Raw genomic sequence first — 25,828 nt, 5'->3', positions numbered from 1 at the left:
AATATCTTTTTTGTTCCAAGACTTCCATGACTACTTTACTCTTTGCCAATAATAGATAGCTAACTGGGTGCGATCTCGGATTTCTAGTTTGTCTAATATAATCGTTATCATATTACGGACCGTACCAACACTTAAATACAGCTGAGCTGCTATTTCTTTATTTGATAGTCCTTGCGCAATTAATTCAACGATTTCTGTCTCTCGTTCAGTTAGTCCCTCTAATGCAGCCGTATCAGGTTCCGTTATTGTCTTTAATACATCTCCATCTAATATGACAGATCCAGCTTTTAATGCCCTGATTTGCTGCGCCATATTTTCAATTGATGCTGATTTAAGTAAATAACCCTCTGCGCCGGCCTTTAATGCTAGTCTAATATTCCTTTCATCCTGAAACGTAGTTAACATCATAATTTGAATGGTTGGCCAATTTTCTTTAATTCTTTTCGTACTTTCTATTCCATCCATTACCGGCATTTGTATATCCATTAAAATTACATCTGGCTTCTCCCTTTTGCACAATTCAATCGCTTCTTCACCATTAGAAGCTGTACTAATGACTTCCAAATCCCTTTCTTTTCCAAGTAATAGCTGCAAACTTTGACAAACTAATTTATCATCATCAACAATTAACAGCTTCATTATTCACTCTCCTTTTTCTAACGGAATGACACAAACAAGTAAAAACCCATATTCTCTATTTATAGATAAACTTCCTCCCAAGGAACGAGATCGCATTTGTAAACTCCTTAATCCACTTCCTGATTGACTATTTTTATTAATCGTGCCATTATCTTGAATCGATAGACGAACAATCGCTTCTGTTACCTGTAATTCGATATCTACTTTCGTTGCATTACTATGCCTAGCAACATTAGTTAATGCTTCTTTTAAACATGATTCTAACAGCTCCCATATATAAGCCGGAACATTTAGCATATCACCAGACTTGTGATACACAGTTTCAATCTGTTGAAAGTTTTGCAAAATGGTATCTAAGCGTTCACCACCAAACTTGGTGATAGGAGTCATGTCATGAACATAATCTCTCAAGTGTTTTGTACTACGTTGGAGCCGATTTTTAACTTCCTCCAATAATGCGTAAGCTTCTACTGGATCCTTTACATACTCATATGCTTGTAAGGCTAAGGATGCACCAGTTAAATCATGCCCTAAATGATCATGTAACTCTCTTGATATTCGATATCTTTCCATTAGTTCCGCCTGATGAGAAGCGCTTTGAGTTGCTGTCAATAAATCTATTTTAAGGCGTTCTAGCTCATACCTGGCCCTTCGTTGTTCATCTACTTCTAATCTGTACATCTCTTGATTTTTTACGGAAATAAAGGAAAATATTCCAAAAAGCAATGACTGCAGAAAGAACCAAAAAATTAAAGATGAAGAAGGTGATGGAGTAAATAGACTCATAAACAAAAACAGCGAAAATACCCATTTTCCTTTCATTGCAAGTTCAAATATCGGTAGCGCCAAACCAAAATAACTAATATCTGTAATAGGAAAAAACAATATGCAAATTACGACATCGATGACATTACTCCAAATTGGTAATGGAAACCGCCAACGTAGACTAGTCATCATTAATAACAGGAGAATGAGGATAAACGAACTATGAACGAAATCACCGATAATCCATAAATAAATAAGAACAGCTATCATTAGAAAGCGCCAGCTATTTACAAATAACATTGGCTCAACTAGTTTCGTCATCCTATCCCCCCATTTCTTCATTGAATCTTTCTTATACTCCCGATAATCATAAATACGGTTGTATAAAGCCATAGTACTCCATTAATCAATAGAAAATCGAGCATTTCTTCTCCATATACAATCCAATTTAATCCTTCAGCAAGCCAATACGTTGGAAATATAACCGCAATTCTTTTTAATAAATCAGGAAATAATTCAATTGGTATCATTAACCCACCTAGAACAACAATTAGAAAAATAAGTGACATATAAATTAGAAAAGAAATATCTTTCTTTCGGAAAATCGATATCCATGCTAAAGCAATTGCTAAAGAAACAAAACTAAACGATACAAATAAGAAAAAGAGTGAGCTAGGTTGATACAGCTCCTGCCCAAAAAGTACACCACCGTAAACGACAATAGCACACTGAGCGATTAGAATAACGGAATAAGCTAGCTGATTTTGACTTAAATAATGAAAATGACTAATTGGTGCAACGGCTAACCTTTTAAAAACTCCTTTTTCTCTATCTTCTAGTATTATCGTTGCTAACCGGATACCAATAAATAATATTAAAATACCAAAATATTGGTACCCGTAGGGGAGAAAAGGCCAAGGATCTCCTGCAGGTAAAAAAATACATGTCATCGGGAAGAGTGTCAGGAAGACTAAATTGGTTTTGTTACTAAAACTCCTCTTTAATGCAAACCTAAATACCGTCACACCATTCTCCTCCTCCCTAGAACAAGCATCACAATAAATAAGACAATAATTGCACCAAGGAGTGTATTCGCTTGTAACCATGCTTCCCCAGTATTTGATTGACTCATCTCGTGAACCGCACTAATCGATAAAGCGAGCGGATTTCCGTATGACCCTAAAAACTCAAAAACAGCATTTGCAGGCATTGGAAAAAAGAATCCTGCTAAAATAACGAAACCAACCCCATACACTTCACTTAATCGTTCGGCAATTTTATAATTTTTTACAGAGAAAATGAATATTAAACAAACTATAATTGATAAAACTGCTAATAAGAAAAGGATATACAGCATCCATAGCCAACTAGCCCAAACAACACTTAAAACGAGTTGCGCATAAACCATTAATATGACACCTAAGAAAATGGAATAAACGATACCACACATCATGATCGAAAAGGCATACATTGTCTGATTGAAAGGCAAAGCATATATCCTCGTTTTATTTTCTGTAAATAAATCGGTGTGGATAAGATACATTACAATGGAACCGCTAAACAGTTGAAACACGAGAATCATTTGCATTGTATTTACATATATCATTGGTTCTCCTGTATCTGATGCGACAATGCCTGAAAGTATAAAGGAAAAAACTGTGATTAAAATAATTGGAACAACAAGTAATAGTAGCAATACAACATAGTTGCGAAGCATACGTATCGCTGTAAATTTGATTGTGGAAAGAACACGCATTATGCTTCCCCCTTATCTCTTAGCTGCTTTCCAGTTAACGTTAGAAAGACATCTTCCAGATTCGGTTTTGCTGCTTGGATTCCAATTACTCCTACATGTTCCTTCACAAGTGTGATAATACGATCTAAATTTCCGGAATCAAATGCAGAAATAATCGTTATTTCATTTCCAGATACAACAATTTTTTTAACACCGGCAATATTCTCTAATGCTTCTACTGGTACACTTCCTGAATCAGTGACGACAATTTTCACTCTTTCTTCATGCTGAACAGTTTGAATTAGTTCTTCTACTGTTCCTTCTTTAATAATTTGACCTTGATCCATAATCACTACTCTAGATGCAATCGCTTCGACTTCTTCCATGTAGTGAGTTGAATATAAAATAGTCGTGCCATTCTCTCGTAATTTTTTCACTGCTTCTAAAATATAATTCCTTGACTGTGGATCAATCCCTACTGTTGGCTCATCCATTATTAAAAACTTTGGTTTATGAGTCAGTGCACAAGCAATATTTAACCTACGCTTCATCCCTCCAGAAAATTTGCTAGGCAATTTCCCTCCCTTATCTCCTAAGCCCACAAATTCCAACGCTTCCTTTACCCTTCTTTTCTTCACTTCTCCTTTTAACCCATATACACCTGCGAAGAATTGTAGATTCTCTTTCGCTGTTAATTCTTCAAATACCGTAATCTCTTGAGTGACTATCCCGATTTTTTCTTTGTTTTGATTGGAAAAAGGATTTTTCACTGCTCCAAAAATCTCAATCTGCCCACGTTCAATAGGAATAATTCCCGTTAAAGTTCGAATTAACGTTGTTTTACCTGCCCCATTAGGACCAAGTAGTCCAATTATTTCACCATCATTAATATCTAGGTTTATATAATCTAGCGCTACATATGATCCATATCTTTTTACAACGTCCTGCATGGAAACAATTCTCATATCATTCATCCTTTACCGTTATTGTTACTCCCATTATTACAATCTTTATTTTCCTTCGATAGTTACAATTGTCATTAAATAAAGTCCAAGTAAAATTCACAATCAACACAGTAAGTAGCAAATGAGTTAAGTTTATAGAAATTTGATATAATAACTACTTGACAACATGTTGATGCAAAGGAGAACTATGTATGAAAAAATTTATTAATGCGACTATATATGGAGACCCACAATCTCATGAAATTTTAGTAGAAAACAATCTGTTTAAAGCTATAGGGAATGATCTAGGTAACGCTGATGAAGTGATTGATTTAGAAGGTCGTTTAGTGTTACCACCATATGTTGATCCGCATTTACATTTAGATTACATTTTTTCTGGCCTAGGTGAAGGAAATGCTAATGTTTCCGGTACATTATTTGAAGGTATCCAACGTTGGAGTGACAATAAGAAATCACTAACAGAAGAATTAGTACGGGAAAGAGCACTAAAAGGAATTCAAAAAGAAGTTAGTCATGGAGTGCAATATATTCGGACACATGTCGATATTACCGATCCTAATTTAACCGGAATGAAAGCTTTATTAAAAATTCGTGAGGAATTAAAGGATATCGTAACATTACAATTAGTAGCTTTCCCACAAGAAGGGTTTTTCCGCTATAAAGGGGCAGAGCAGTTAATGGAACAAGCTCTTGAAATGGGAGCTGACGTAGCTGGTGGAATTCCCCATTTTGAAATTTCCTATGAGCATGGTGTTGAATCATTAAGACGTATTGTCGATATGGCTATTAAATATAACGTGATGATTGATATTCACTGTGATGAAAATGATGACCCTAATAGTAGATTTTTAGAAGTGTTAAATGCTCTTGTTATGGAAAAAGACTATGGAGAATTCACAACAGCTAGTCATACTTGTAGCTTCGGCTCTGTTGAAAATAGTTATGCCAATAAAATGTTAGGTTTATTTAAAGAATCTAAAATTAACTTTGTTTCCTGTCCAACAGAGAATGCTCATTTACAAGGACGTGGTGATACTTACCCTAAGCGACGCGGTCTAACACGTGTAAAAGAACTATTAGTAAATGGAAATAATGTAGCATTTGCTCAAGATTCAATCGCAGATTACTGGTATCCACTAGGTAATGGAAATATGATGAATATTTTAGATAACGGAATCCACTTAGCACACTACACACATATCGATGAAATTAATAAGGCGTTTGATTTAATTACATACAACGGCGCCAATATTATGAGGGTTAACAACGAGTATGGAATAGAAGCAGGAAAACCTGCCAACTTCATCGTTTTGGATGCGAAAGATCCTTACGAAGCAATCCGTGAGCGTGCAGAAGTACTAGCATCCATTCGCAATGGAGAATACTTATTCAAACGTGAACCAAGAAAAAATGAAATCGAAATTGATTTTTTGAAACAATGAATCTACTCAAAGAAAAGGGCTGTCTAATAAGTCATAATCATCGACTTGTTGACGGCCCCTTTCTTTTTATATCTCTCTTTTACGTTGACTGTCGATTTTGTAAAAGATGACAATTTTACTACCCGAATATTAAGGAATCGTTTACCGATTGTATATTGGAAAGCGCTGATATAATCGCATATTAACTAGGTAGCTAATTTACAGTTACTCGTAAAAGAATTTGATATTAATATCCTGATCATAGTCACCAAAGTGTTTACCAAAAAGGTTAATTCCTCCTGGATAAATAGTATTGCTAGGTGAGGAAATTTTATATTTAATTGCACCTTTATTATCCTTTAATAATTTTTCAAGCGTTAAATCATGAATTTTTACTCCATCTAGAAAAGTACCATTGTGATCAACTTTTATTGTTTTTAGAATTCCATATTCTGTTCCTAATTCCCACCAGTTTGGTGTGAGTCTCCCCTTTCGATCCCCGAAATCACCAGGGCTTGTCCAAGTTGTGAGGAGGATATCATCTAAGTAGAATTCTATATCCGACTTAAAGTTATTATTATATCCCGTATATTCTGAACATATTTCATTGGAAATTTCGATCGTTTTTAATTTACTTAAATCTATATCGTAAATAGGTAAATTATAGGAAATATAGCCTGATGTAAACCATAATAGACTTATTTTTTCACGATCAGGAAAATAAAATATATTTGGATTATCAACATGACCTAATATCTTCTCATTTGATGCAATACCACAAGGAGCTGAGATTTTAAAATCATAATAGGAACCAATCGGAATATTTTTTTCTATATATTTTTTTCTATTCCTTTCTCTATTGCTATTAAAAATTAAAACAACCTCTTCTTTGTTTAATTGACATATCTTCAATCTACCTCTAATTCCCTTTTCCGAAATAGAAGTAATAATACCAGCATCCTCCAGAATGTTGATATGTTTTGTAATAACCGCAGCAGATAAATCTAATTCGCTACTCAGCTCACTAATCGATCTGTCTCTATCTAGTAATAAATTTATTATTTGTAGCCGTGTTTTGGAAGCTAACGCTTGAAAAAAGTCTAAATGAGTTTCATTTACTTTTAAAAAATCTGAATTCTGCGACATCATTATCCCTTTCTATTGGCACTTTTTACTATTATATCATGAAAAAAATTTTATTGACTTGAAGAAAATCTATGTTATATTTAATTCATAAATTAGCTAAACAGTTAATATTAGGAAGAATAAGTTAATGAAAGGGGATTATAATGGAAAAGGTAAAATACCCTAATCCACAAAGAATTAGGAAGAATTGGTTAGATTTAAATGGGAAATGGTTGTTTAAACTAGATAAAATTGAGAGCGCAAACAAAACGGAGCCGATTAAAAAGAAGGATTTTGATTTAGAAATTACTGTGCCTTATAGTTATATGTTTAAAAAGTCTGGTATAGATAATCAAGAATATTTTCCTGTAGTCTGGTATTATCGTGAATTTGAACTAAATAAACAAACGAATAAGAGTTATATTTTAAATTTTGAAGCTATTGATTATAAATGCGATATTTGGATTAATGATGTATTTGTAAAAACTCATGAAGGAGGACATGTCCCTTTTGAAATTAATGTAACTCCTCATGTTAGTACTCATAATACGATAACAATTAGAGTGGAAGATAATAATGATACAAATCAACCGATTGGAAAACAAAGTTGGAAAGATGAGAACTTTTTATGTTGGTATACTCGTACAATTGGAATCTGGCAGAATGTTTGGTTAGAAGAAACCGGAAACACTTACATCACTGACTTTACAATGAAACCTAATATTCATACAGCAGAACTAATGATAGATGCCACTATTAACAATAATAAAAACGCTTTAATTGAAGCTACCGTTAGCTATAATGGTCAATTTATTACTAAAATGATTAGTTCCTTTAAGAATCGTCGAGCTAAATTTTCAATCGATGTTAGTAGTAACTTGCCTAATTTCAGACTATTTTATTGGCATCCAACCGATCCTAATTTATATGATATTGAACTTAATATTATTGATGAGAATAATATACTGGTAGATTCAATCGAGAGTTATTTCGGAATGAGAGGAATCGAGAGCCACGAAGAAAAGATTTATATCAATGATCAAGAATTCTATCAAAAACTAATATTAAATCAAGGTTATTATCCGGATGCTGGTTTAACAGGAACGACCAATGAATTTCTATATGATCTGAAGAAAATTAAGGAAATGGGCTTCAATGGCTTGAGAATACATCAAAAAATAGAGAGTCATAGATTATTATATTTATGCGATAAATTAGGCCTTGTTGTATGGGCAGAAATGCCAAGTTTCTTTGAGTTTAGTCGTATGTCAAACGAAAATATGTTCAAAGAGATTCATCCATTTGTTGATAAACATATTAATCACCCTTCCGTTATTATCTATGTTGTCATGAATGAGTCATGGGGAGTTAATGAAATTTCTCATAATGAAGAAGAACAAAACTTTGTGAATGCATTGTACTACACAGTTAAATCATTAGATAAAACACGTTTAGTTGTTGGAAATGACGGTTGGGAACATACTTTAACTGATGTATGTACTATTCATGATTACAATACCGATGAGCGTACGTTTGAAGCTTCTTATGAAAATAAAGAAATGGTAATAAGAGAAAGCCCTTCCTTAACTAGTGGTAGAAAAACATACTGTAAAGGTTATGAACACCAACAAAAACCCTTTATTATCAGTGAATATGGTGGCTTAGCCTATCAGCAAGATCAAACAGAAGCTTCTTGGGGTTATGGAGAACGTATTCAATCAAAAGAAGATGTATTACTAAAAATAGAGAATCTAACAAAAGCTGTAATGAAGATAGAATTTTGTAGTGGTTTTTGCTATACGCAATTAACAGATGTTGAGCAAGAAGTGAATGGTTTATTAGATCATAACCATCAATATAAATTTGATCCAAAAGAAATTAGAGCTATTCTAGAATCTGATCGTCAATATGGGTTCACATTCAAATGAAATGGGGAGAACAAATGCAGGCTTCAGCAAATAGTGTAGATAATATTAAGATAGATGTAAATCATGAGAAAGTAAGCCTGAAGGAATACTTGGCCTATTTTTCATATGGTTTTGGTCAATGCTTTAGTTTTGGTTTGGTAGGTACGTTCATCTTATTCTTTTATACGGATATTTTAGGTATTTCAGCAGTAGCAGCAAGTATCATTTTCTTAATCGCAAGAATTTGGGATGCAGTTATTGATCCGATTGTAGCTGGATTTATGGATACAAGAAGAACAAAACATGGAAAATTTAGAGGGTATATGAAGTTTACTCCCATATTAATTGTTGTTTCCACCATATTCTGTTTTATGTCCCCTGATATAAGTGTAACAGGGAAAGTAATATATGCTGGTGCTACTTATATTCTATGGGGAACGGTTTATGCTTTTTCTGACATTCCGTTTTGGTCTCTTTCCACAGTTATTTCTAACAAAGGACAAGATCGCACAAAATTGTTAACAGTAGCTAATTTAGGTGTTTATGGTGGAATAGGAATGGTTGGATTTTTAGTTCCAATCTTGCTTGGCATTTTCGATAAAACGAATACTCCACCAATAAGTTATCTGATTACAGTTGGTATCATTATGATAGCAGCATATATCTTAATGTTTCTTGGGTATAAATATACGAAAGAACGTGTATTACCGTCTCATAATGAAAAAGTAACGTTCAAAGATGTGATAGAATCAGCTAAAGCTAATAAGTACATGTTTAAGATTTTACTTGTATTTTTCTTAAATATCTTTATGAATATTGTACAAGGTATCATCCTGTATTTCTTTACCTATAATTTAAATGCTCCTCAACTAATGAGTGTCTTTGGAATAATTGGAACTTTAAGTGCTGTAGGGTTTTTATTTATCCCAATTTTGACAAAGTATTTTAAGAAGAGAAATATCTTAAGAACATTGCTAGCATTGGATATCCTATTGCGCATCGCTTTCTTCTTAATTGGATATGACAGCACAGTATTAGTTATCACATTTTTAGCTATTACTCAATTACTATATTCTGCTACTGGACCAATTATTTCTGCAATGCTTTCAGAAACAGTGGAATATAGTGAAGTAAAGACTGGAAAAAGAACAGAAGCCATCGTTTTTGGTGGACAAACTTTTGCTGGAAAATTATCTGTTGCTCTAGCAGGTGCTTTGACAGGATTTATATTATCGTTAATAGGCTACCAAGCTAATGTTGAACAAACAGAATTCACTTTAAATGGCCTATTTATAGCAGTCTCTATTCTCCCAGCCTTAGGTTCATTCTTACGATTATTATTGCTATCAAAATACGATTACACAGAAGATGAATTTAACGAATGCATCCGAATACTTCAAGACCGAAAATCAAAAGAAGTTAGATTTCGGGACATGGGGTCAGGAAAATTGTCCCACTTTTTACAAGCCGAACAGGATAAAAATATCTGATTTTCGGTACATGCTATCTGCAAAGAAATTAAATATGATTTTTTTTAAAAATCTGCAATGGCATTTTTCAAAACATAAGTTAACTCCCCCTCTAGCATTAGAGGAGGAGTTTTTTAAAAAAACCACTATTGTTTTATCTACGAAAAGTACTAATTCAGGGATGAGCTTCGATGTTACTTTACGATTACATAACTTATCTATTTTTCGGGTGTCTTACTAAACACAAGTCTCCTTCCTATATATCATTGCTCTCCAACCACTATGTAAATTACCCTAAAAGCTTCAATTAAGAAAATAAAAAACCCTAATACTAAGCATAGTCAAAGTGTTAGGGCATCATTTCTATACATATTCATGGTTTCAAAACAACTTTAATACAATTATCTAATTTCGCATCAAATATCTCATAACCATGTTTCGCATCTTCTAACGGCATTGGATGAGTGATGATATCACTTAAGTCCACTTTTCCTGCTGCAATTAAATCATGTAAGTGTGGCATATAGTGGATGACAGGTGCTTGACCTGTACGTAAGTTGACATTGCGCTGAAAAATATCTCCTAATGGAAAACCATTATACCTAGAGGAATAAATGCCTGTTAGTTGAATATTACCACCTTTTCTCACTGCTTGACTTGCAATGACTATTCCCCCCATCGCTCCTCCATGGAGCTTGAGCCCTGATGCTAAAAATTCTAGGTCAGACATTTTTCCACTCATCCCAACACAATCAATGACAACATCAGCACCACCTTTTGTTATTTCATGCAAATACGATCCAACGTTCTCATAATCCTCAAAATTAATAACTTCCACATTATTTGTTCGTTTTGCATGGTCTAAGCGGTAGCCAACATAATCAACAGCAATTACCCTTTTCGCTCCTTTTAACCAAGCAAACTTTTGTGCTAATAAACCAACAGGACCACATCCAAGGATAATGACTGTGTCACCTGCTTTCATGCCGGAATTATCTACACTCCAGTACGCAGTTGTTCCTGCATCTGCTAACATAATGAGGTTATCATCATCTACTTCACTATTTTCTGGCACTTTGAAAGGAGTGAAGTTTCCGAATGGTACACGCATATACTCTGCTTGACCACCGGGATAGCCACCTGCTGTGCCGGAATAGCCAAAATATGCTCCCATTTCCCCGTTATCGTTAGAATTATCACATTGGCTCTCTAATTCATGTTTACAAAACCAGCACTCACCACAACTCACATTAAATGGGATCACTACACGGTCTCCCTTTTTTACCTTTGTAACATCGGGCCCCACTTCTTCGACAATCCCCATTGGTTCATGACCAATAATATAATTTTCTTGCAGGTTAGGAATCATCCCATGAATGAGATGCAAATCAGATCCACAAATGGCGGTACTCGTCAATTTAACGATAATGTCATCTGCTTTCTGTATACTAGGTGCATCAACTTCTTTTACAACTACTTCTTTTACACCTTGAAATGTTACAGCCTTCATTATATATCTCCTTTTCTATTGAGGTGGGGTTGGGTATAACCCTTTTCTGTTATTGTTTTCTGGGAAGAGATTAAGTCCAGCTATATCAATTGCATTTTGAGCTGCTTTCAAATCCAATACTTGTTGTTCACTAACATCGTATGGATGGAACCATTTCTTTTCCATCATTAAATTGATTACTTCAGTTTGATAGTCTATCGCTGCTTCCATTTGGTTACGTATCGTTGTTCGTACTTCTGGGCTAGCTGCTTCTGTCAAAGCAACCGCATAATTTCGAATTGATTCTTTTACTGTGATCAATAAATCGAGTGCGATACCTGAATCTACTTTTTCTGGCATTCCAATAGAATTTATCGGGTCTAAATAGTCATTCATCGAAGTCACCTCTCTTGCTCTGTTCTTGTATATCCATAAAGACGTTGTAATTCTCTAATATCCGTTATCGACATATCCACATTTTTCTGCATCAATCTCCGTAAATCTTGGTCAAAAACAACACCTTGCATTAGCTTTGATTTAAGCAACCCTACTGTCTTCATATTTAATAATTCATGAGTATCTACTGTTTCATGAAAAGCTAATTTCTCTTTGCCCAATGTGGAACCTCCTTACAATTTTCAAACTATGCATAACTTCCCCCCAATCGCTCATCATATTCAGAATATAGTACTGTAGTTGGAAATTTAATGAGAATAACAAGGATTGAAATACACAAGCTATGAAAAAAGAGGTGAGTTAATTGAAAAGCAAAATGGCACTTCATGAACGATTGGAATTACAAGAAATATTAACATTTAAAAATTTATGTTTAACCAAAGCTGCAACGATGCATGGATTAATCAAATGTGACCAATTAAAAAGTATTTTAGAAACTGACGTGGCAGAGGGGAAAAAGCATGTGGAACAATTAAATAACTTATTGGTAAATAGGAGTGTTGTGTCTTGACGAATATGATACAAAAAATTGCTGGTTTAAGTGGGATGACCGATCAAGTTATAGCAACAGACTTTCTAATCTCTACAAAATCAGCAGTTCGCAATCTTTCATTTGCATTAACGGAATCTGTTACACCTGATGTACGAGAGGTTCTAAGAGAACAATTAAGCTATGCCATTGAGGCACATGAAAAAATTAGTCAATACATGATGGAAAAAGGATATTACAATCCTAGCGATTTAGATAAACAGCTGCAGGTTGAACTTAAAGCTTCAAAAGCAGCTTTGAAATTAGCAAGGTAAGTCTATTAACAATTAAAGGCTTAGTACCTATAGACAAACTGTCCATGTACTAAGCCAATTCAGTAAATATTATTATTCAATAATCTCCGTATGGAAGCAACGTTTCATATGATTTAACATCGTTTCACCAAGGTCCGTGAAAGTTGCTACTCCTCGTTGATGAACTACAGTTTTAAACCCTTCTGCATCCGCTCCTGCAACCGTTAAAAAGTCACAAATATCAGTTGTTACTCCTACAATATGAACCTTTTCTACTCCTGCATCTCTCAATGTTTCAGCCAAACCTGTTTGGAAAAATGCATTATAATTTGTCTTTGGAGAATAAATAACATTTTCATGGTCCTTATTTTCTTGATACCATACATTCAAATCTCCATATAATTGTTGACCTGCTGTATCTACCACATTATGTGGTGGCCATAATTCAAAATGCGGGTCATTTGGTTGATGCGCATCCATTGAAACTACGACTACATTCCCATCGGTTAGAAATTTAGTTGCTAAAACCTTAATATAGGGTATTATGTCTTGTGCAGGTTTTCCAACAGTTAGCGGTCCATCATCCGCCACAAAATCATTACTCATATCAACAATTAATAAAGCTTCTTTTACCATTTAAACCAAGCCCCCAATATGTATAGTACTGACTGCTTTTTGACTATTTCATCAAAGTGTTATATGGATGAACACCATATTCTTTACTTATCATTGTACCAAACCAGTCTACCTAAAACGAACAAGATAGCTCTTATGAATTGCTTACGAGCATGACTTTGAATCAGACATTTTTTCTTGAATCAACTGCTCCAGTTTTTTTGTACTATTTTTTTGCTCAGGGGAACCATGCCTCGAATTAAGTTTTGTAATTTCTCTGTAGGATATTTCATCAGTGTTTCCCCATTTTTTCCAAGGTACTTTATCATACTTATGATGCTGGTAATACCTCCAAAGGAGGAAGCTTCCTGGAGCATAATTATATGTGCCCATGTTAATGGGATTATCTACAATCTCTCCAGATTCCGTATGATAGACAACTTCAAAACGGCCACTCTCCGATATAAATTTCACATGATAAGCAGCATCCGATTCTGCTTCTTCATATCTATGAAATCTAGCACTGAACAGTCTCCATTTTCCACAAGCGGCTAATTCCATCATATCCTCCAACCGTTGAGGTGCCTCTCCATATTGATTCAGTACATTGCGGAAATAATGAATTTCCTCTGTTATGTATGTAAGTTTTCTAACATAACGATCAAACGTGTCAAAAAACAAATGATGATTCTCATGTCCAACTAACCGCGCTTTATTTTCTTCCAAATCATTCATCATCTGAAGCAAAATTGCATGGGCTGCAATCGATTTTGATCGGTCCAATCGATACCATTTCCGATGCTGTGAGCGAATCTGGTCATATTGCTCTGAGAGTTCGGTAAAATATGTTTCCGATAAAAACTCAGTTTTCGTATCTACGTCGATATTAGGATATTCATAATCTTCATTAAGAAGATAAGTTCCGTAAATGGACCCTAAAAATAAGATAACAAAAACCAAAGGAAACATTTTCGAAGGTCGAAGAGATAATTTAGCTCTAATTTCCCCCACCCTTTCTACACTATCCTTCTCATTATTATTCTAGTAAACTTCCATTTATCCTTTTTATTAATTATNTTGATTTTCGCTCCTGTACACTCGCTTTCCGCGGGCACGGCCTCAGCTAACTTGGCAAAGAAAACCGCTTTGCCAAGTGGATCTTCGGCTCGTGCTGTTCCCGCAGGAGTCTCGTGTACATCCGCTACAATCTACTAAGTTGTTAACAACAATGAACTTTAACAGAACCAATTATTATCTAAACTATTATCATTATATAGTTAGGAAAATCTAACATTCTAACTGTTTTTAACGTAAAAAACTCACCATTATCGTTGTACCAACCATGGTGAGTTTCCCTAAGTGAAAATTTATTCTATTTCTGTTGTCTTTCTTTTTTTCATTATCTCCGTAATGAATGAATCTATTAGTATTATCAATACACCTATACTGAGTGCATAATCGGCAAAATTAAGAATACCTTGCCGAAATTGAAAATGAATAAAATCTGTAACTTGATTAAACAATACTCGGTCAATGGCATTACCAATTGCCCCACCAACAAAAAAAGCAGTCCCTATTACCAGTAACTTTCCATTTATATAACCTTTTTTAAGCATATAAATGGAAAGTATAGTAACTATGATTGCAACTGGGACAAATAGACGTCCATACCCTTGAAACCAGCCAAAGGCAGCTCCACTATTTTGAATGTGGGTAAAGTGTAATACTCCATTTACAACCTCTATTGTATCCCCTATTTGTAAATGTGTCCGAACCCAATACTTTGATAACTGATCAATTACAATGATTAATATTGTTACACTATAAAAAAGGATCATAATCACACTTTCAGTACTTTGAATTTTTGACTAATTAGATTAGGATACTCAATACGTTACCATAAAGTCTTCAAATGCATCTACATTTAATGGCTTACTGTAATAATATCCTTGTCCAAGAATACATCCATCTTTACTAAGTTCATCCACATGTTCCTCTAGTTCAATTCCCTCTGCAATCACTCTTAATCCAATAGATTTTGCTAATTTAATAATAGCCCTCGCAATTTCTTTACTCTCTTTATTTGTGTGAATATCCCTAATAAATGATTGGTCAATTTTCAAAGTATCAATTGGAAATTCTTTAATATAACTTAATGAACTATAACCAGTTCCAAAATCATCAATAGAAATCTGTACACCTAGTTTTTTTATTTCATGTAAAACTGGAATGGTACTTTTTATATTTGCCAAAACACTTTCGGTTATTTCTAATTCTAGTCTAGTTGGATCAAATTCTGTCTCTTGCAAAATGGATTTTAGCTTAGTGACGAAATGTATATCCTCTAACTGACGAACTGAGATATTTACAGATAAAGATAAATGTGGATAGTCCTTACTTTGCCATGTAGTTGCTTGCCGACAACTTTCTCTAAGTATCCACTCTCCTAATGGAACAATTAATCCTGACTCTTCTGCTAATGGAATAAATTTCCCAGGAGATATAATCCCTAATTCGGGATGCTTCCACCTTACCAACGCTTCCATTCCCATTAACTTATTGGTAATTAAGTTCACTTTTGGTTGATATTCTAAATAAAATTGTTCATTATTAATTCCTTGTCTTAATGCATTTTCAAGTAATCGTCTTTCCAGAGATTGATGTTCCAAATCTTGATTAAATATCTTATAATCACTCTTGCCACGGTCTTTAACATAATAGAGTGCCGTATCTGCATTTTGGATTAAATCCTCTGGCGACTTTCCATGTTCCGGGAAATGTGCTACACCAATACTACAGGTAATCGAAGTTTCTTGATTAGATATGTTTATAGGATATTGAAACTCTTCTAACATCCTATCAACAATTTTTATTACATCATCAACATCCTTAGCATCTTTAATCATGACTATAAATTCATCTCCGCCAAATCTAGCAACCACATCTGATGGACGTATCACTTTTTTGATTCTATCAGCGGCTTCTTTAAGGACAATATCTCCTGCATCGTGCCCCCATTGATCATTAACCTGTTTAAAATTATCCAAATCGATAAAAAGAACAGTCAATTTAGAATCGGAATACCTTCGATCTATGACTTCACTGCGTAGCTCATTCATAAATGAACGTCGATTAGGAAGATTTGTTAGATGATCATTAAAAGCTAGTTGATAAATCGCCTTTTCTGCTTCTTTGCGCTCACTTATCTCCCTCATGACAACTAAAACTAGTTCACTCTCAGAATAAGTATTCAACGTTTCTTTTATAGTACTAATATCCGCTTCAACTTCAAGATAATATCCCTCTGCATGTTGGAGTCGAAACTCACTTTTCAATGACTTTTTGATCGTCCTTCCAGTTATAGAAATAACTTCACTTTTAATGATATCCCTTTCTTCTGGGTGAATATGTTCAAAAAAATTACTATGTTGAATGGAAGTATCGCTAACGGTTTTTAAGGATGGATTCGCATAATGAATAACCCCAGTTTTATCGGTGATTAAAATAAAATCATTTATATTTTCTGCAACCATTCTGTTAATTTGCTCACTTGTCATTAGCTCCGAAATCTTATTATAATTTAATTGCTCCTCCTTATTTTCCTTATTAAGAGGAGCAGCTAGACTTCCATTGTTTAGTTCTAATTCAATAATTATTCTAACCTCTTTACCAACGAGTACACCACCAGTTTCTAACGCTGCATTCCATGTTAAACCAAATTCTTCACGATTAATCAGTGCCTCAGCTTCAAAACCATAAACTTCTATACCATGTAGATCTTTTGCTTTTCCTCCGAACACAACATCAAATGTTACTGGTTTTGTTATATCTTTAATCGTTAAATCACCAGTAACTTTATAACTGTCCTCATTCTTCGTAATGAATGTAGATATAAAATCAATCGTGGGGTAATTATGAACATCAAAGAAGTCAGCTGATTTTAAGTGTTTGTCCCTTAATTGGTTACGAGTGTTGATACTATTCCCATCCAACTTAAACACAACTTTTGCTGTTGTTAAATCCAATAAATTTTCTGCCTTTACTTCTGCTGTAAAGGATAGAAATTGGCCTCTAACCTTTGATACCATCATATGTTGTACTTCAAAACCAATTGTTGAATGAATATGGTCTATAACCCAATTCTTCATGATATGCTCTCCTTGTTCTGACTGTATAATTCAATCTCATCTTCTGAATCGCTTTGTAACTGGAAATCTACTTTAGGAATAATTCATAGATTAAATAAACTAACATTATATAACTTACTTACATTTTAAAACTAAATTAATAGAAAAGCAAAAACAATATCTCGAATTAAGCGTATTATCAATACTTTATCATCTAATAAAAAAAGAAGTTAGGGAAATGGAATATCGTTGCAAATAAAAACCGAACTATAACTAGATTTCCAATCAGGATAGTTCGATTTCTTTGTCAATAATAATAATTTTATAGTTACTAGCGGAGGAAATACACGTAGACTCCTGCAGGTAGCCGGGAGACCCCACAGGCGTGTTCAGCGCAGAGCAGGCTCCCGAACCTTGTCTAGCTCAGTCTGGTAAGTAATTTGATCCTTATCTTCTTCAATCTTCTACACTGCGATAAAGCGTTTTATCAAACTAACATCTTTTCTACAGAATAGAATCCCTTTGTCTTCTTAAAATTCATGTTGTACTCAAAATTAGCTAACGAATCGGAGCAATCGATATTATCTAGATTAAGTGTACTTAACGTATCCCTATCAATCCGTATAGATAGAATGCAAACTCTTTCTACATGGCCAGTTACAGTGGATAAGATTTCTTCATATGCGTGTACATACACATATTTGACAGGAAGTAATGCAAACATGTCACTCGCTATACGTAAAACACAACTACAAACATAATCCTGTTGAAGCTCATAATATCTAGTTTTACTCAATTCTCTTTCAGATAATTTCCCTGTTTTGGTTAATTTCTTCTCTTTCTTCGGAACCATCGATTCTGAATGTACATCAAAATCCACATTTATATAACTGGGATCGTCTGTATAAAATTCAAAACCACCACCAAAATCTGTAATATCTCCAAGCGGATCCATCTCTTGGATGACCTGAAAGTAAGTATCGATATCGCCTTTCAGTATTTTTTCTGCAACCAAATGAAGATCTCTCCACGTCTCCATAGATTTCCTGTCTTCTTCAACTGCATGATCCATTTCACGTTCTAACCTTTTCATCTTTTTCTCATATAAGCTCTTAAATATCCGTTCTATGAATGAAGGCTTATACGTTTCATATTTTTGAATAGCTGCTAACTCGATTGGACCTTTACTGCCTTCTTCAAAGGGAGCAGGAGTATTCTTAATTTGTTGCCAATCAATTGGTTCATCTGCTTCTTTATGAATGGATGTCAATAGTTCTACTTGATTTTCATACATAGCAACTTCATGCTTTGCTCGTTCTAGTTGTTGAAGCTTCTCAATTTCTCGTTGTTGTTTTTGAAGTGCCTGGCGATTAATGTAGGCATTAGACTTTGGTTTGCGAGATTTGCCCGACGAAGTTGCCACATAAGAGATACCTGTTCCTGGAATACCTACACTAGCAGTTCTTCTCCCGCTTGTATTAATACTATAGCGCATCCCTCTCCCACCGAAGCTGACACCTGCACTTTTCTTTCCTACATTCACCCTAACTCCTGGTGCAATTTTAAAACTTTTACGGAAACGTAACCCCATTACGGACACTCCTGTTTACTTTTTTATTTATGGTGCCCAATTACAATCCTTCAATGAATGATCCTTTATCGCTACTTATTGTTTCCTAATCAATTGTCATAGAAAAAAACTGAAGAAAATCGCCAGAAATATGGCTATTACAATCATAACTACACCAGTTGCAAAAAACATGACCGATACGAAAGGCATCCTTTTGTCCCTATAAATCTCATACTCATATGGGTTTTCTTTGTTAAAATGAATCTTTATTCTATCTCCCTCTTTTGTTTTATGAGACCAGGTTTCAGTTTTCAATTCATAGACTTTACCATTGTAAGGCAGTTCAAAAACCGGATAGTAGCTAGGACCATGATAGTTTCCATCTGAACTACTGACATTGCTTGAATCTTCTATCATACGGATAACAGGTAACTCAATAACTTCACCGTTTCTCTTAATTCTTTGGCGTTTTTTTATAAAATAAAGACCTGCTAGAATAAAGCCAATGCCAGCTGGAACCATTATTACAATACATGCAATAGCAGGAATAATCTTCCCGACATCAATAGCTTCCATCGTACCTTTCCTCCTAATCTATCAATCTATTTTATTTGTACTATTATTAGTCTTTTATATTATGCCTTTAGTGTCAACCCAAACGTTGTTCAAAAATATGAATATTCCCACAACTATACTCACACCGTAGTTTGAAAATTCCCCTTTGATAAAAAGAAAAACGATCTACTAAAATAGTAAACCGCCGCACGTAGTAAATTATTAAATAATTTTAACTTACATAAGCTAATAAGAGATATTTTCAGGAACTGTTTCTTTCTTATTTATTAATTTCCTCCTAGAACCAGTACCTCCACTTCTCTTATCTGTATCAAGACGTTTTTCTAATGCTCTTGAAATAAGTGATAGTGCATAATTAACCACAAAATACATCAGTGCAACTAAAATATAAATTGGAATAATATATCGACTACCATTTGGACCAGCATATATTCCTTGAGCGTTGTGTAATAACTCAGGTAAAGCAATAATGATTGCTAGCGACGTATCCTTTAATAAAGCTATAAATTGACTAACTAATGGCGGTATCATTCTTTTCAATGCTTGTGGAAGAATAATATGCCACATCGTTCGTAAATAGGTCAAACCTGAAGCCCGTGCAGCCTCAATTTGTCCCTTATCAATAGAATTTAATCCACTTCTAACGATTTCGGAAATCATCGCAGATTCAAATACTGTTAATGCAACGATAGCAGCTACTTTTACACTCATACTAATTCCTATTTCAGGTAAACCAAAATAGGTAAGAAATATAATTAATATTAAAGGTAAATTTCGTATTGCCTCTACTACAATAGCAACAATTTTAGAAAAGACAGGTATTTTCGAGTACCTTAATATCCCGAGAATGCTACCAAAAATAAAACTCAATACGATTGAGAAAAAAGCAACTTCTAAAGTAACGAGAAAACCCTTTAATAAATAAGTAAGGTTTCCTGCTGAATATGCACCTATAAAGTCCATTATCTATCCCCCCTTTAGTTCTTTCTAGCCAGTCTATGTTCTAGATGATTCACAAATAGACTTAATGGGATAGTTAAGGCTAAAAAGCACAATCCAACTAATATATACGTATCAAAAATACGGTAGTTAATTTGAGAGATGATATCACCAGCATACATTAATTCTCCACCTGCAACGACAGTCAAAATCGACGTGTTTTTCACTAGATTAATAAATTGATTACCGATAGGAGGGATTACTATTTTGATTGCCTGAGGTAGGATGATGAATCTCATCGCTTGTAAATAAGACAGACCTGATGAACGAGCTGCTTCCATTTGGCCTTTATCAATGGATTGTATACCAGCCCGAACTGCTTCCGCTATAAATGAAGAAGTATAGATGGAAAGACCAATTGTTCCTGCCTCAAAACCATTTAAATCTATATAAGAGCTTAATCCAAAATAAAAGAAAAATATGATGATAATGAGCGGTATATTACGTATAAATTCCACGTAACAAGTTCCGAATATGTTTAAAACCTTCACTGGAGCTATTCTCATTACAGCAATGATTACACCTAAGATAAAACTAAATACTAATCCTAAAACACTAATCTTTAACGTATTTAAAAATCCTTGTAAAAAAAGATCAAAATGAGTTGTAAATATGGAGAAGTCCAGCGTTTTCACCACCCTTTGAATTAGAAATGTGATGATGTCAGAAAGGATGAGTAATATCTACCCATCCCTAATAGACATTATTCTTCTTTAATCCATTTTGATTTAATCTTGTCATACTCCCCACTATCTTTTAAATCCTTCAGAAATTCATTTACATAGTCTGTGAATTTATCATCACCTTTAACAATTGCAATACCATATGGTTCCTTTGTAAATGTGCCACCTACTACCTCATAGTTATTGTCCTGTGCTGCCATTCCATAGAGAATAGAGTTATCTGTTGTAAGTGCGTCCCCTTTACCTGCTTTTAATGCTGTAAATGCTTCTGCATAGTTTTCAAATTCTAGTAATTCAATGTCTGGTGCTGCCTCTTTAACATTAGGTCCAGATGTTGCACCTTTAACAACGAGCACTTTAGAACCCTTTCCTAAATCCTCGACACTTTTAATGTCACTTCCTTTTTTCACAAGTAAGGACTGTCCAGCATCAAAATACACGTCTGAGAAATTAACTTCTTTTTTGCGTTCTTCCGTAATCGTCATCGTCGCAATAATCGCATCTATATCACCATTTTTGAGTTTTGGAATACGAGTTTTGGAAGTAATCTCAACTAATTCAATTTTATCTTCATCGCCTAAAATCTCCTTTGCGAGCGCCTTAGCAATATCAATATCAAAACCGGTTACTTCACCTGATGAAGGATCCTTATAGCCAAATAAATACGTATCATATTTAACGCCTACTACAAATTTATCTCTATCCTTTATTTTTTCTAATGTATCTCCTCCTTTAGAATCCTTCCCACATGCAACCATTACAGCTACCATTAATGAGAGCAAGACGACCATAAACAAAATTTTATTTACTCTTCTCATTACATAATCCCCCTCATAAAGTTTAATGATTGAGTACCCTCTTTAAAAAATCACGTGCCCTCTCCGTTTGAGGATTTGCGAAAAACTCTGCTGGTTTTCCTACCTCTACTATTTTTCCTTCGTCCATAAAAATAATCTGATCTGCCACTTCCTTAGCAAATCCCATTTCATGAGTAACAACAACCATTGTCATTCCGTCTTTTGCCAAAGATTTCATTACATCCAACACTTCCCCAATCATTTCAGGGTCCAGTGCAGAGGTAGGTTCATCAAAAAGCATCACATGAGGTTTCATCGCGAGCCCTCTTGCAATCGCTACACGTTGCTGCTGACCTCCTGATAATTGCGATGGATAGGAGTTCGCCTTTTCTGCTATCCCTACCTTATCTAAATAGAACATAGCTGTTTCCTCTGCTTTTTTCTTATCTTCTCCTAGCACATGAATCGGTGCCAACGTAATATTCTGTAAAACAGTTTTATGAGGATAAAGATTAAAATGCTGGAACACCATACCAATATTTCGACGCAGTTCATTAATATTAGTTTTTTTATCATGAACATTTATACCATTGACCACTAATTCTCCATCTGTAATCGCCTCTAAATGATTAATACATCGAAGCATCGTACTCTTTCCTGAACCTGAAGGACCCACAACAACAACTACTTCAGCTTGTTTCACATCTAAATTAATATCTTTTAAAACATGGAAATCTCCAAAGAACTTGTTTACATTTCGAAAAGAAATCACTACAACCACCCCCCAATATGTACAATTTTCATACATATGAAATAATTTGCTTTTTATACAACACTATTAATCATATATATTATGAAAATTTGAACTCAGTACAATTATTGAAAATACCAACGTATTATATTAAATAATCGGTAAAATCTAATTATGTTATATTAATGTCATGGTTCAAATAACCTAATCGCAGATAGACTAATTGGACTAGACATAATTTTTAAATTTAAAATTAATTGAAATACAATAAAAAAACACCTACAAAACATTTATATCTATGTTTGTTGGTGTTTTTTTATCGCGTAACTACTTCGCTGAATCACTCTATGAAGGATTCTATTTTTTTACGATTGGAATGTAAATTTCAAAGTGTGGATCATTTGGATCACGATCTACTGGATAACGTTCATGTTTTATTGGAATTGAATCATAATAATCAACACCCGTTTCTTTATAAGGAAGGTAATCACTTTCGAATAACCACTTATGTAGATTCGTGTATGTATTCTGTATGTCTTCTCCCTTGTTATGTGTTGTCTTTACATACTTTAATGTAGGAACGTTTATTTCAATCATCCCATTTGGAACTTCTTGTTTATTACTTACTTCATAAACAGCATAGTGGACGAAACCATTCTTAATCACATGATAAGATAGACCTAATTGAATATGAGGGTCTAGCCTGTATTCTAACTCAATAGACCGTTCCTCCATTTTTCGAATGGTATCTTTAAGATGCGGTGTAATTTCCGAATATGTACCTTCCCATTTCAATCCCACTGCCCGATAACCTGGTAATGTAATAATTTCATAGTTCACATTAATACCTCCCTACTATATAAAGTAATTTATTACACAAAGTCCAATACTACAATGTTACAAATCTACCTTTTTTATACCATAATAACAGTGATGTTTACTACTAGATTTTTTCTAGATAGCTAATTACTTCTACAATAAAAACACTTCATAAGGAGAGATTTAGGAACAATTAGTCTAAAAGTCTATGAGGAATGACTTGCAATAAACTCTGCCTGTTAAGATCAAGGAAGTATGGATGAGAGGATTTAGGAGTATCTTTATTAGTAAATCACATCAACTATAAACACAGATATTACTGCACGAAAATTGAAATGTGGAACAAGTTTCGGGAGAGCAGATGTGTAATGAAGTTATCTGTTAAGTTTAAGGAGGAAAGACAAAAGAAGTCAAACTTTCTCTATTGCATATATGAAGACAAAAAATCAATTAATTCATTAGAATTGTCTTCATAAGATAAGTAGAATCCTTAGTTATCGAAAAAACTAAATCCTCATTAACAAGCTAATCAAACAACTCCGACATTAATTTAATATCCTACTTATAATATCTAATAAATCTATACAAATAAAAAAACACCCTCAAACATTGAATTAACAATACTTGTTAGTGTTAATATTTCATCATTAGATTCACTTTTTAAAAGAATACCGGTGGTCGGGGTCGAACCGACACTCCGTAAGGAACACGATTTTGAGTCGTGCGCGTCTGCCAATTCCGCCACACCGGCGTAGAAAGTTTTGGAGGCGGCAACCGGATTTGAACCGGTGATAAGGGTGTTGCAGACCCGTGCCTTACCACTTGGCTATGCCGCCGATGTCAAGAGCGGAAGACGGGATTCGAACCCGCGACCCCCACCTTGGCAAGGTGGTGTTCTACCACTGAACTACTTCCGCATTACTGGGCTAGCTGGATTCGAACCAACGAATGACGGAGTCAAAGTCCGTTGCCTTACCACTTGGCTATAGCCCAATGATTTACATTGTATAAAATAAAATGGGGCGACTAATGGGAATCGAACCCATGATGCCGGAGCCACAATCCGGTGCGTTAACCACTTCGCCATAGCCGCCATAATTGGCAGGGGTAGTAGGAATCGAACCCACACTGAAGGTTTTGGAGACCTTAGTTCTACCTTTAAACTATACCCCTATATGAAAATAGTACAATGGTGGTGGGGGACGGATTCGAACCGCCGAACCCGGAGGGAGCGGATTTACAGTCCGCCGCGTTTAGCCACTTCGCTACCCCACCAGAATTTAAAATGATATAAATGGTGGCTCAGGACGGAATCGAACCGCCGACACAAGGATTTTCAGTCCTTTGCTCTACCGACTGAGCTACTGAGCCACAAATGAATTATAATGGCGGTCCGGACGGGACTCGAACCCGCGACCTCCTGCGTGACAGGCAGGCATTCTAACCAACTGAACTACCGGACCAAATTGCGGGGGCAGGATTTGAACCTGCGACCTTCGGGTTATGAGCCCGACGAGCTACCGGACTGCTCCACCCCGCGGTAATAAAATTTATATTGGTGACCCCTACGGGATTCGAACCCGTGTTACCGCCGTGAAAGGGCGGTGTCTTAACCGCTTGACCAAGGGGCCACTATGTATATTTGAAGAATGGCGGAGAGCAAGGGATTTGAACCCTTGAGGCAGCGTTAACCGCCTACACGATTTCCAATCGTGCTCCTTCGGCCACTCGGACAGCTCTCCAATATGGCTCCGCAGGTAGGATTCGAACCTACGACCGATCGGTTAACAGCCGATAGCTCTACCACTGAGCTACTGCGGAATGAAGCTTAATTTGTTACTGCCTGGCAACGTCCTACTCTCACAGGGGCGAACCCTCACTACCATCGGCGCTGAAGAGCTTAACTTCCGTGTTCGGGATGGGAACGGGTGTGACCTCTTCGCTATCGCCACCAGACAGATCATAATCGACATATACTATTATAATATCTTTTATGAATTTGTAAAGAGAAATTTTTCATTCTCTCAAAACTAGATAATATAGAGAAGATATAAACCTTGAAACAATCTATTTGATTAAGTCCTCGATCGATTAGTATCCGTCAGCTCCATGTGTCGCCACACTTCCACACCGGACC

Annotated in this window: 25 protein-coding genes, 13 tRNA genes and 1 rRNA gene; 5 read left to right on the top strand and 34 right to left on the bottom strand. The window is 35.0% G+C overall.

All coding sequences use genetic code 11. From position 1 onward, the window contains the following. Positions 1 to 30: 30 nt before the first annotated feature. Genes ACFPM4_RS16175 through ACFPM4_RS16155 form a run of 5 tightly spaced genes read right to left on the bottom strand, consistent with a single transcriptional unit; the run spans position 31 to position 4,113 of the window. Positions 31 to 639, bottom strand: a complete 609-nt coding sequence (locus ACFPM4_RS16175; RefSeq protein ID WP_144923375.1) for a response regulator — start codon at positions 637 to 639, stop codon at positions 31 to 33. Positions 640 to 642: 3 nt separating this feature from the next. Next, positions 643 to 1,725 carry a sensor histidine kinase gene (locus tag ACFPM4_RS16170; protein WP_382353980.1) on the bottom strand — a complete coding sequence of 361 codons (1,083 nt, stop codon included), beginning with the start codon at positions 1,723 to 1,725 and terminating at the stop codon, positions 643 to 645. Positions 1,726 to 1,742: 17 nt separating this feature from the next. Beyond that, the gene (locus tag ACFPM4_RS16165) at positions 1,743 to 2,429 is read right to left on the bottom strand and encodes an ABC transporter permease (protein ID WP_382353977.1); all 687 of its coding nucleotides are present in this window, start codon (positions 2,427 to 2,429) and stop codon (positions 1,743 to 1,745) included. Next, positions 2,426 to 3,160: an ABC transporter permease gene (locus ACFPM4_RS16160; protein WP_382353974.1), complete on the bottom strand. Its 735-nt coding sequence runs from the start codon at positions 3,158 to 3,160 to the stop codon at positions 2,426 to 2,428. The genes ACFPM4_RS16165 and ACFPM4_RS16160 overlap by 4 nt, the downstream gene beginning before the upstream one ends. After that, a complete protein-coding gene (locus ACFPM4_RS16155; RefSeq protein WP_382353971.1) occupies positions 3,160 to 4,113 on the bottom strand; it encodes an ABC transporter ATP-binding protein in 954 nt (317 codons plus the stop codon). The genes ACFPM4_RS16160 and ACFPM4_RS16155 overlap by 1 nt, the downstream gene beginning before the upstream one ends. A 182-nt stretch (positions 4,114 to 4,295) precedes the next feature. Here ACFPM4_RS16155 and ACFPM4_RS16150 point away from each other — a divergent pair, with 182 nt between their 5' ends. Next, entirely contained in the window at positions 4,296 to 5,546 is a 1,251-nt protein-coding gene (locus tag ACFPM4_RS16150; RefSeq protein WP_382353968.1) for an amidohydrolase family protein, read from the top strand. Positions 5,547 to 5,750: 204 nt separating this feature from the next. On the opposite strand, the gene ACFPM4_RS16145 is transcribed toward ACFPM4_RS16150, so the two are convergent. Further along, complete coding sequence (locus ACFPM4_RS16145; RefSeq protein ID WP_382353965.1) at positions 5,751 to 6,671, bottom strand: ArsR/SmtB family transcription factor; 921 nt, start codon at positions 6,669 to 6,671, stop codon at positions 5,751 to 5,753. A 143-nt stretch (positions 6,672 to 6,814) separates the two neighbouring features. Between ACFPM4_RS16145 and ACFPM4_RS16140 the strand changes: the two genes are divergently transcribed. Further along, positions 6,815 to 8,578, top strand: coding sequence for a glycoside hydrolase family 2 protein (locus ACFPM4_RS16140; RefSeq protein ID WP_382353962.1), 1,764 nt, complete (start codon positions 6,815 to 6,817; stop codon positions 8,576 to 8,578). A gap of 14 nt (positions 8,579 to 8,592) precedes the next feature. Then, positions 8,593 to 10,047, top strand: a complete 1,455-nt coding sequence (locus ACFPM4_RS16135; RefSeq protein ID WP_382353959.1) for an MFS transporter — start codon at positions 8,593 to 8,595, stop codon at positions 10,045 to 10,047. Positions 10,048 to 10,399: 352 nt separating this feature from the next. On the opposite strand, the gene ACFPM4_RS16130 is transcribed toward ACFPM4_RS16135, so the two are convergent. From ACFPM4_RS16130 to ACFPM4_RS16120, 3 genes are read right to left on the bottom strand one after another with little or no spacing between them, the layout of a single operon-like run. Next, positions 10,400 to 11,536, bottom strand: a complete 1,137-nt coding sequence (locus ACFPM4_RS16130) for a zinc-dependent alcohol dehydrogenase (RefSeq protein ID WP_382353956.1) — start codon at positions 11,534 to 11,536, stop codon at positions 10,400 to 10,402. Positions 11,537 to 11,551: 15 nt separating this feature from the next. Further along, positions 11,552 to 11,911, bottom strand: a complete 360-nt coding sequence (locus tag ACFPM4_RS16125) for a spore coat protein (RefSeq protein WP_382353953.1) — start codon at positions 11,909 to 11,911, stop codon at positions 11,552 to 11,554. Between the two features lie 5 nt (positions 11,912 to 11,916). Further along, positions 11,917 to 12,132: a spore coat protein gene (locus ACFPM4_RS16120; RefSeq protein ID WP_382353950.1), complete on the bottom strand. Its 216-nt coding sequence runs from the start codon at positions 12,130 to 12,132 to the stop codon at positions 11,917 to 11,919. Between the two features lie 143 nt (positions 12,133 to 12,275). Between ACFPM4_RS16120 and ACFPM4_RS16115 the strand changes: the two genes are divergently transcribed. Continuing rightward, positions 12,276 to 12,482, top strand: coding sequence for a hypothetical protein (locus ACFPM4_RS16115; protein WP_382353947.1), 207 nt, complete (start codon positions 12,276 to 12,278; stop codon positions 12,480 to 12,482). 5 nt (positions 12,483 to 12,487) lie between these two features. Further along, positions 12,488 to 12,775: a spore coat protein gene (locus tag ACFPM4_RS16110; protein ID WP_382354034.1), complete on the top strand. Its 288-nt coding sequence runs from the start codon at positions 12,488 to 12,490 to the stop codon at positions 12,773 to 12,775. Positions 12,776 to 12,847: 72 nt separating this feature from the next. On the opposite strand, the gene ACFPM4_RS16105 is transcribed toward ACFPM4_RS16110, so the two are convergent. The 25 genes from ACFPM4_RS16105 to rrf all read right to left on the bottom strand — a co-directional run bounded on the left by ACFPM4_RS16105 (position 12,848) and on the right by rrf (position 25,647). Beyond that, a complete protein-coding gene (locus ACFPM4_RS16105; RefSeq protein ID WP_382353944.1) occupies positions 12,848 to 13,390 on the bottom strand; it encodes a cysteine hydrolase family protein in 543 nt (180 codons plus the stop codon). Between the two features lie 144 nt (positions 13,391 to 13,534). Next, entirely contained in the window at positions 13,535 to 14,338 is an 804-nt protein-coding gene (locus ACFPM4_RS16100) for a hypothetical protein (protein WP_382353941.1), read from the bottom strand. 398 nt (positions 14,339 to 14,736) lie between these two features. Continuing rightward, the gene (gene lspA, locus ACFPM4_RS16095; protein WP_382353938.1) at positions 14,737 to 15,207 is read right to left on the bottom strand and encodes a signal peptidase II; all 471 of its coding nucleotides are present in this window, start codon (positions 15,205 to 15,207) and stop codon (positions 14,737 to 14,739) included. Positions 15,208 to 15,255: 48 nt separating this feature from the next. After that, positions 15,256 to 17,517: an EAL domain-containing protein gene (locus ACFPM4_RS16090; protein WP_382353935.1), complete on the bottom strand. Its 2,262-nt coding sequence runs from the start codon at positions 17,515 to 17,517 to the stop codon at positions 15,256 to 15,258. 466 nt (positions 17,518 to 17,983) lie between these two features. After that, positions 17,984 to 19,087, bottom strand: coding sequence for a DUF4236 domain-containing protein (locus ACFPM4_RS16085; protein WP_382353932.1), 1,104 nt, complete (start codon positions 19,085 to 19,087; stop codon positions 17,984 to 17,986). Between the two features lie 96 nt (positions 19,088 to 19,183). Further along, positions 19,184 to 19,642, bottom strand: coding sequence for a DUF3592 domain-containing protein (locus tag ACFPM4_RS16080; protein WP_382353929.1), 459 nt, complete (start codon positions 19,640 to 19,642; stop codon positions 19,184 to 19,186). Positions 19,643 to 19,867: 225 nt separating this feature from the next. Continuing rightward, positions 19,868 to 20,605: an amino acid ABC transporter permease gene (locus ACFPM4_RS16075; protein WP_382353926.1), complete on the bottom strand. Its 738-nt coding sequence runs from the start codon at positions 20,603 to 20,605 to the stop codon at positions 19,868 to 19,870. Positions 20,606 to 20,619: 14 nt separating this feature from the next. After that, positions 20,620 to 21,276 (bottom strand): amino acid ABC transporter permease, encoded by a 657-nt coding sequence (locus ACFPM4_RS16070; RefSeq protein WP_382353923.1) that lies wholly within the window; start codon positions 21,274 to 21,276, stop codon positions 20,620 to 20,622. A gap of 68 nt (positions 21,277 to 21,344) precedes the next feature. Then, entirely contained in the window at positions 21,345 to 22,142 is a 798-nt protein-coding gene (locus tag ACFPM4_RS16065) for a transporter substrate-binding domain-containing protein (protein ID WP_382353920.1), read from the bottom strand. 22 nt (positions 22,143 to 22,164) lie between these two features. Next, complete coding sequence (locus tag ACFPM4_RS16060; protein WP_382353917.1) at positions 22,165 to 22,893, bottom strand: amino acid ABC transporter ATP-binding protein; 729 nt, start codon at positions 22,891 to 22,893, stop codon at positions 22,165 to 22,167. Between the two features lie 336 nt (positions 22,894 to 23,229). Continuing rightward, positions 23,230 to 23,712 carry a GyrI-like domain-containing protein gene (locus ACFPM4_RS16055; protein WP_382353914.1) on the bottom strand — a complete coding sequence of 161 codons (483 nt, stop codon included), beginning with the start codon at positions 23,710 to 23,712 and terminating at the stop codon, positions 23,230 to 23,232. Between the two features lie 648 nt (positions 23,713 to 24,360). Beyond that, a tRNA-Leu gene (locus ACFPM4_RS16050) sits at positions 24,361 to 24,442 on the bottom strand. Positions 24,443 to 24,453: 11 nt separating this feature from the next. Continuing rightward, positions 24,454 to 24,527, bottom strand: a tRNA-Cys gene (locus ACFPM4_RS16045). A 9-nt stretch (positions 24,528 to 24,536) separates the two neighbouring features. Further along, positions 24,537 to 24,608: transfer RNA gene (locus ACFPM4_RS16040), tRNA-Gly, on the bottom strand. A gap of 4 nt (positions 24,609 to 24,612) precedes the next feature. Further along, a tRNA-Gln gene (locus ACFPM4_RS16035) sits at positions 24,613 to 24,684 on the bottom strand. Between the two features lie 25 nt (positions 24,685 to 24,709). Then, positions 24,710 to 24,784, bottom strand: a tRNA-His gene (locus ACFPM4_RS16030). 6 nt (positions 24,785 to 24,790) lie between these two features. Then, a tRNA-Trp gene (locus ACFPM4_RS16025) sits at positions 24,791 to 24,864 on the bottom strand. A gap of 17 nt (positions 24,865 to 24,881) precedes the next feature. Then, positions 24,882 to 24,966, bottom strand: a tRNA-Tyr gene (locus tag ACFPM4_RS16020). Positions 24,967 to 24,986: 20 nt separating this feature from the next. Continuing rightward, positions 24,987 to 25,062, bottom strand: a tRNA-Phe gene (locus tag ACFPM4_RS16015). A gap of 15 nt (positions 25,063 to 25,077) precedes the next feature. Further along, positions 25,078 to 25,154: transfer RNA gene (locus tag ACFPM4_RS16010), tRNA-Asp, on the bottom strand. Between the two features lie 3 nt (positions 25,155 to 25,157). Further along, positions 25,158 to 25,231 (bottom strand) — tRNA-Met (locus ACFPM4_RS16005). 16 nt (positions 25,232 to 25,247) lie between these two features. After that, positions 25,248 to 25,322 (bottom strand) — tRNA-Glu (locus ACFPM4_RS16000). A 19-nt stretch (positions 25,323 to 25,341) separates the two neighbouring features. Next, positions 25,342 to 25,433, bottom strand: a tRNA-Ser gene (locus ACFPM4_RS15995). A 4-nt stretch (positions 25,434 to 25,437) separates the two neighbouring features. Beyond that, positions 25,438 to 25,512, bottom strand: a tRNA-Asn gene (locus ACFPM4_RS15990). 20 nt (positions 25,513 to 25,532) lie between these two features. Continuing rightward, positions 25,533 to 25,647: ribosomal RNA gene (gene rrf / locus ACFPM4_RS15985) — 5S ribosomal RNA — on the bottom strand. Positions 25,648 to 25,828 lie beyond the last annotated feature (181 nt).

Origin of the sequence: Lederbergia graminis, assembly GCF_042655485.1 — a bacterium.
Lineage (GTDB): Bacteria > Bacillota > Bacilli > Bacillales > Bacillaceae_C > Lederbergia > Lederbergia graminis.
The sequence above is the reverse complement of the archived record's forward strand: the minus strand, read 5'-3'. Positions and strand labels throughout refer to the sequence as shown.

What these genes read in the sequence shown, in the direction of transcription:
- ACFPM4_RS16175 (WP_144923375.1), bottom strand. Translation starts at nt 639, where the DNA reads ATGAAGCTGTTAATTGTTGATGATGATAAATTAGTTTGTCAAAGTTTG.
- ACFPM4_RS16170 (WP_382353980.1), bottom strand. Translation starts at nt 1,725, where the DNA reads ATGACGAAACTAGTTGAGCCAATGTTATTTGTAAATAGCTGGCGCTTT.
- ACFPM4_RS16160 (WP_382353974.1), bottom strand. Translation starts at nt 3,160, where the DNA reads ATGCGTGTTCTTTCCACAATCAAATTTACAGCGATACGTATGCTTCGC.
- ACFPM4_RS16155 (WP_382353971.1), bottom strand. Translation starts at nt 4,113, where the DNA reads ATGAATGATATGAGAATTGTTTCCATGCAGGACGTTGTAAAAAGATAT.
- ACFPM4_RS16150 (WP_382353968.1), top strand. Translation starts at nt 4,296, where the DNA reads ATGAAAAAATTTATTAATGCGACTATATATGGAGACCCACAATCTCAT.
- ACFPM4_RS16145 (WP_382353965.1), bottom strand. Translation starts at nt 6,671, where the DNA reads ATGTCGCAGAATTCAGATTTTTTAAAAGTAAATGAAACTCATTTAGAC.
- ACFPM4_RS16140 (WP_382353962.1), top strand. Translation starts at nt 6,815, where the DNA reads ATGGAAAAGGTAAAATACCCTAATCCACAAAGAATTAGGAAGAATTGG.
- ACFPM4_RS16135 (WP_382353959.1), top strand. Translation starts at nt 8,593, where the DNA reads ATGCAGGCTTCAGCAAATAGTGTAGATAATATTAAGATAGATGTAAAT.
- ACFPM4_RS16130 (WP_382353956.1), bottom strand. Translation starts at nt 11,536, where the DNA reads ATGAAGGCTGTAACATTTCAAGGTGTAAAAGAAGTAGTTGTAAAAGAA.
- ACFPM4_RS16125 (WP_382353953.1), bottom strand. Translation starts at nt 11,911, where the DNA reads ATGAATGACTATTTAGACCCGATAAATTCTATTGGAATGCCAGAAAAA.
- ACFPM4_RS16110 (WP_382354034.1), top strand. Translation starts at nt 12,488, where the DNA reads ATGATACAAAAAATTGCTGGTTTAAGTGGGATGACCGATCAAGTTATA.
- ACFPM4_RS16105 (WP_382353944.1), bottom strand. Translation starts at nt 13,390, where the DNA reads ATGGTAAAAGAAGCTTTATTAATTGTTGATATGAGTAATGATTTTGTG.
- ACFPM4_RS16100 (WP_382353941.1), bottom strand. Translation starts at nt 14,338, where the DNA reads ATGTTTCCTTTGGTTTTTGTTATCTTATTTTTAGGGTCCATTTACGGA.
- lspA (WP_382353938.1), bottom strand. Translation starts at nt 15,207, where the DNA reads ATGATCCTTTTTTATAGTGTAACAATATTAATCATTGTAATTGATCAG.
- ACFPM4_RS16090 (WP_382353935.1), bottom strand. Translation starts at nt 17,517, where the DNA reads ATGAAGAATTGGGTTATAGACCATATTCATTCAACAATTGGTTTTGAA.
- ACFPM4_RS16085 (WP_382353932.1), bottom strand. Translation starts at nt 19,087, where the DNA reads ATGGGGTTACGTTTCCGTAAAAGTTTTAAAATTGCACCAGGAGTTAGG.
- ACFPM4_RS16080 (WP_382353929.1), bottom strand. Translation starts at nt 19,642, where the DNA reads ATGGAAGCTATTGATGTCGGGAAGATTATTCCTGCTATTGCATGTATT.
- ACFPM4_RS16075 (WP_382353926.1), bottom strand. Translation starts at nt 20,605, where the DNA reads ATGGACTTTATAGGTGCATATTCAGCAGGAAACCTTACTTATTTATTA.
- ACFPM4_RS16065 (WP_382353920.1), bottom strand. Translation starts at nt 22,142, where the DNA reads ATGAGAAGAGTAAATAAAATTTTGTTTATGGTCGTCTTGCTCTCATTA.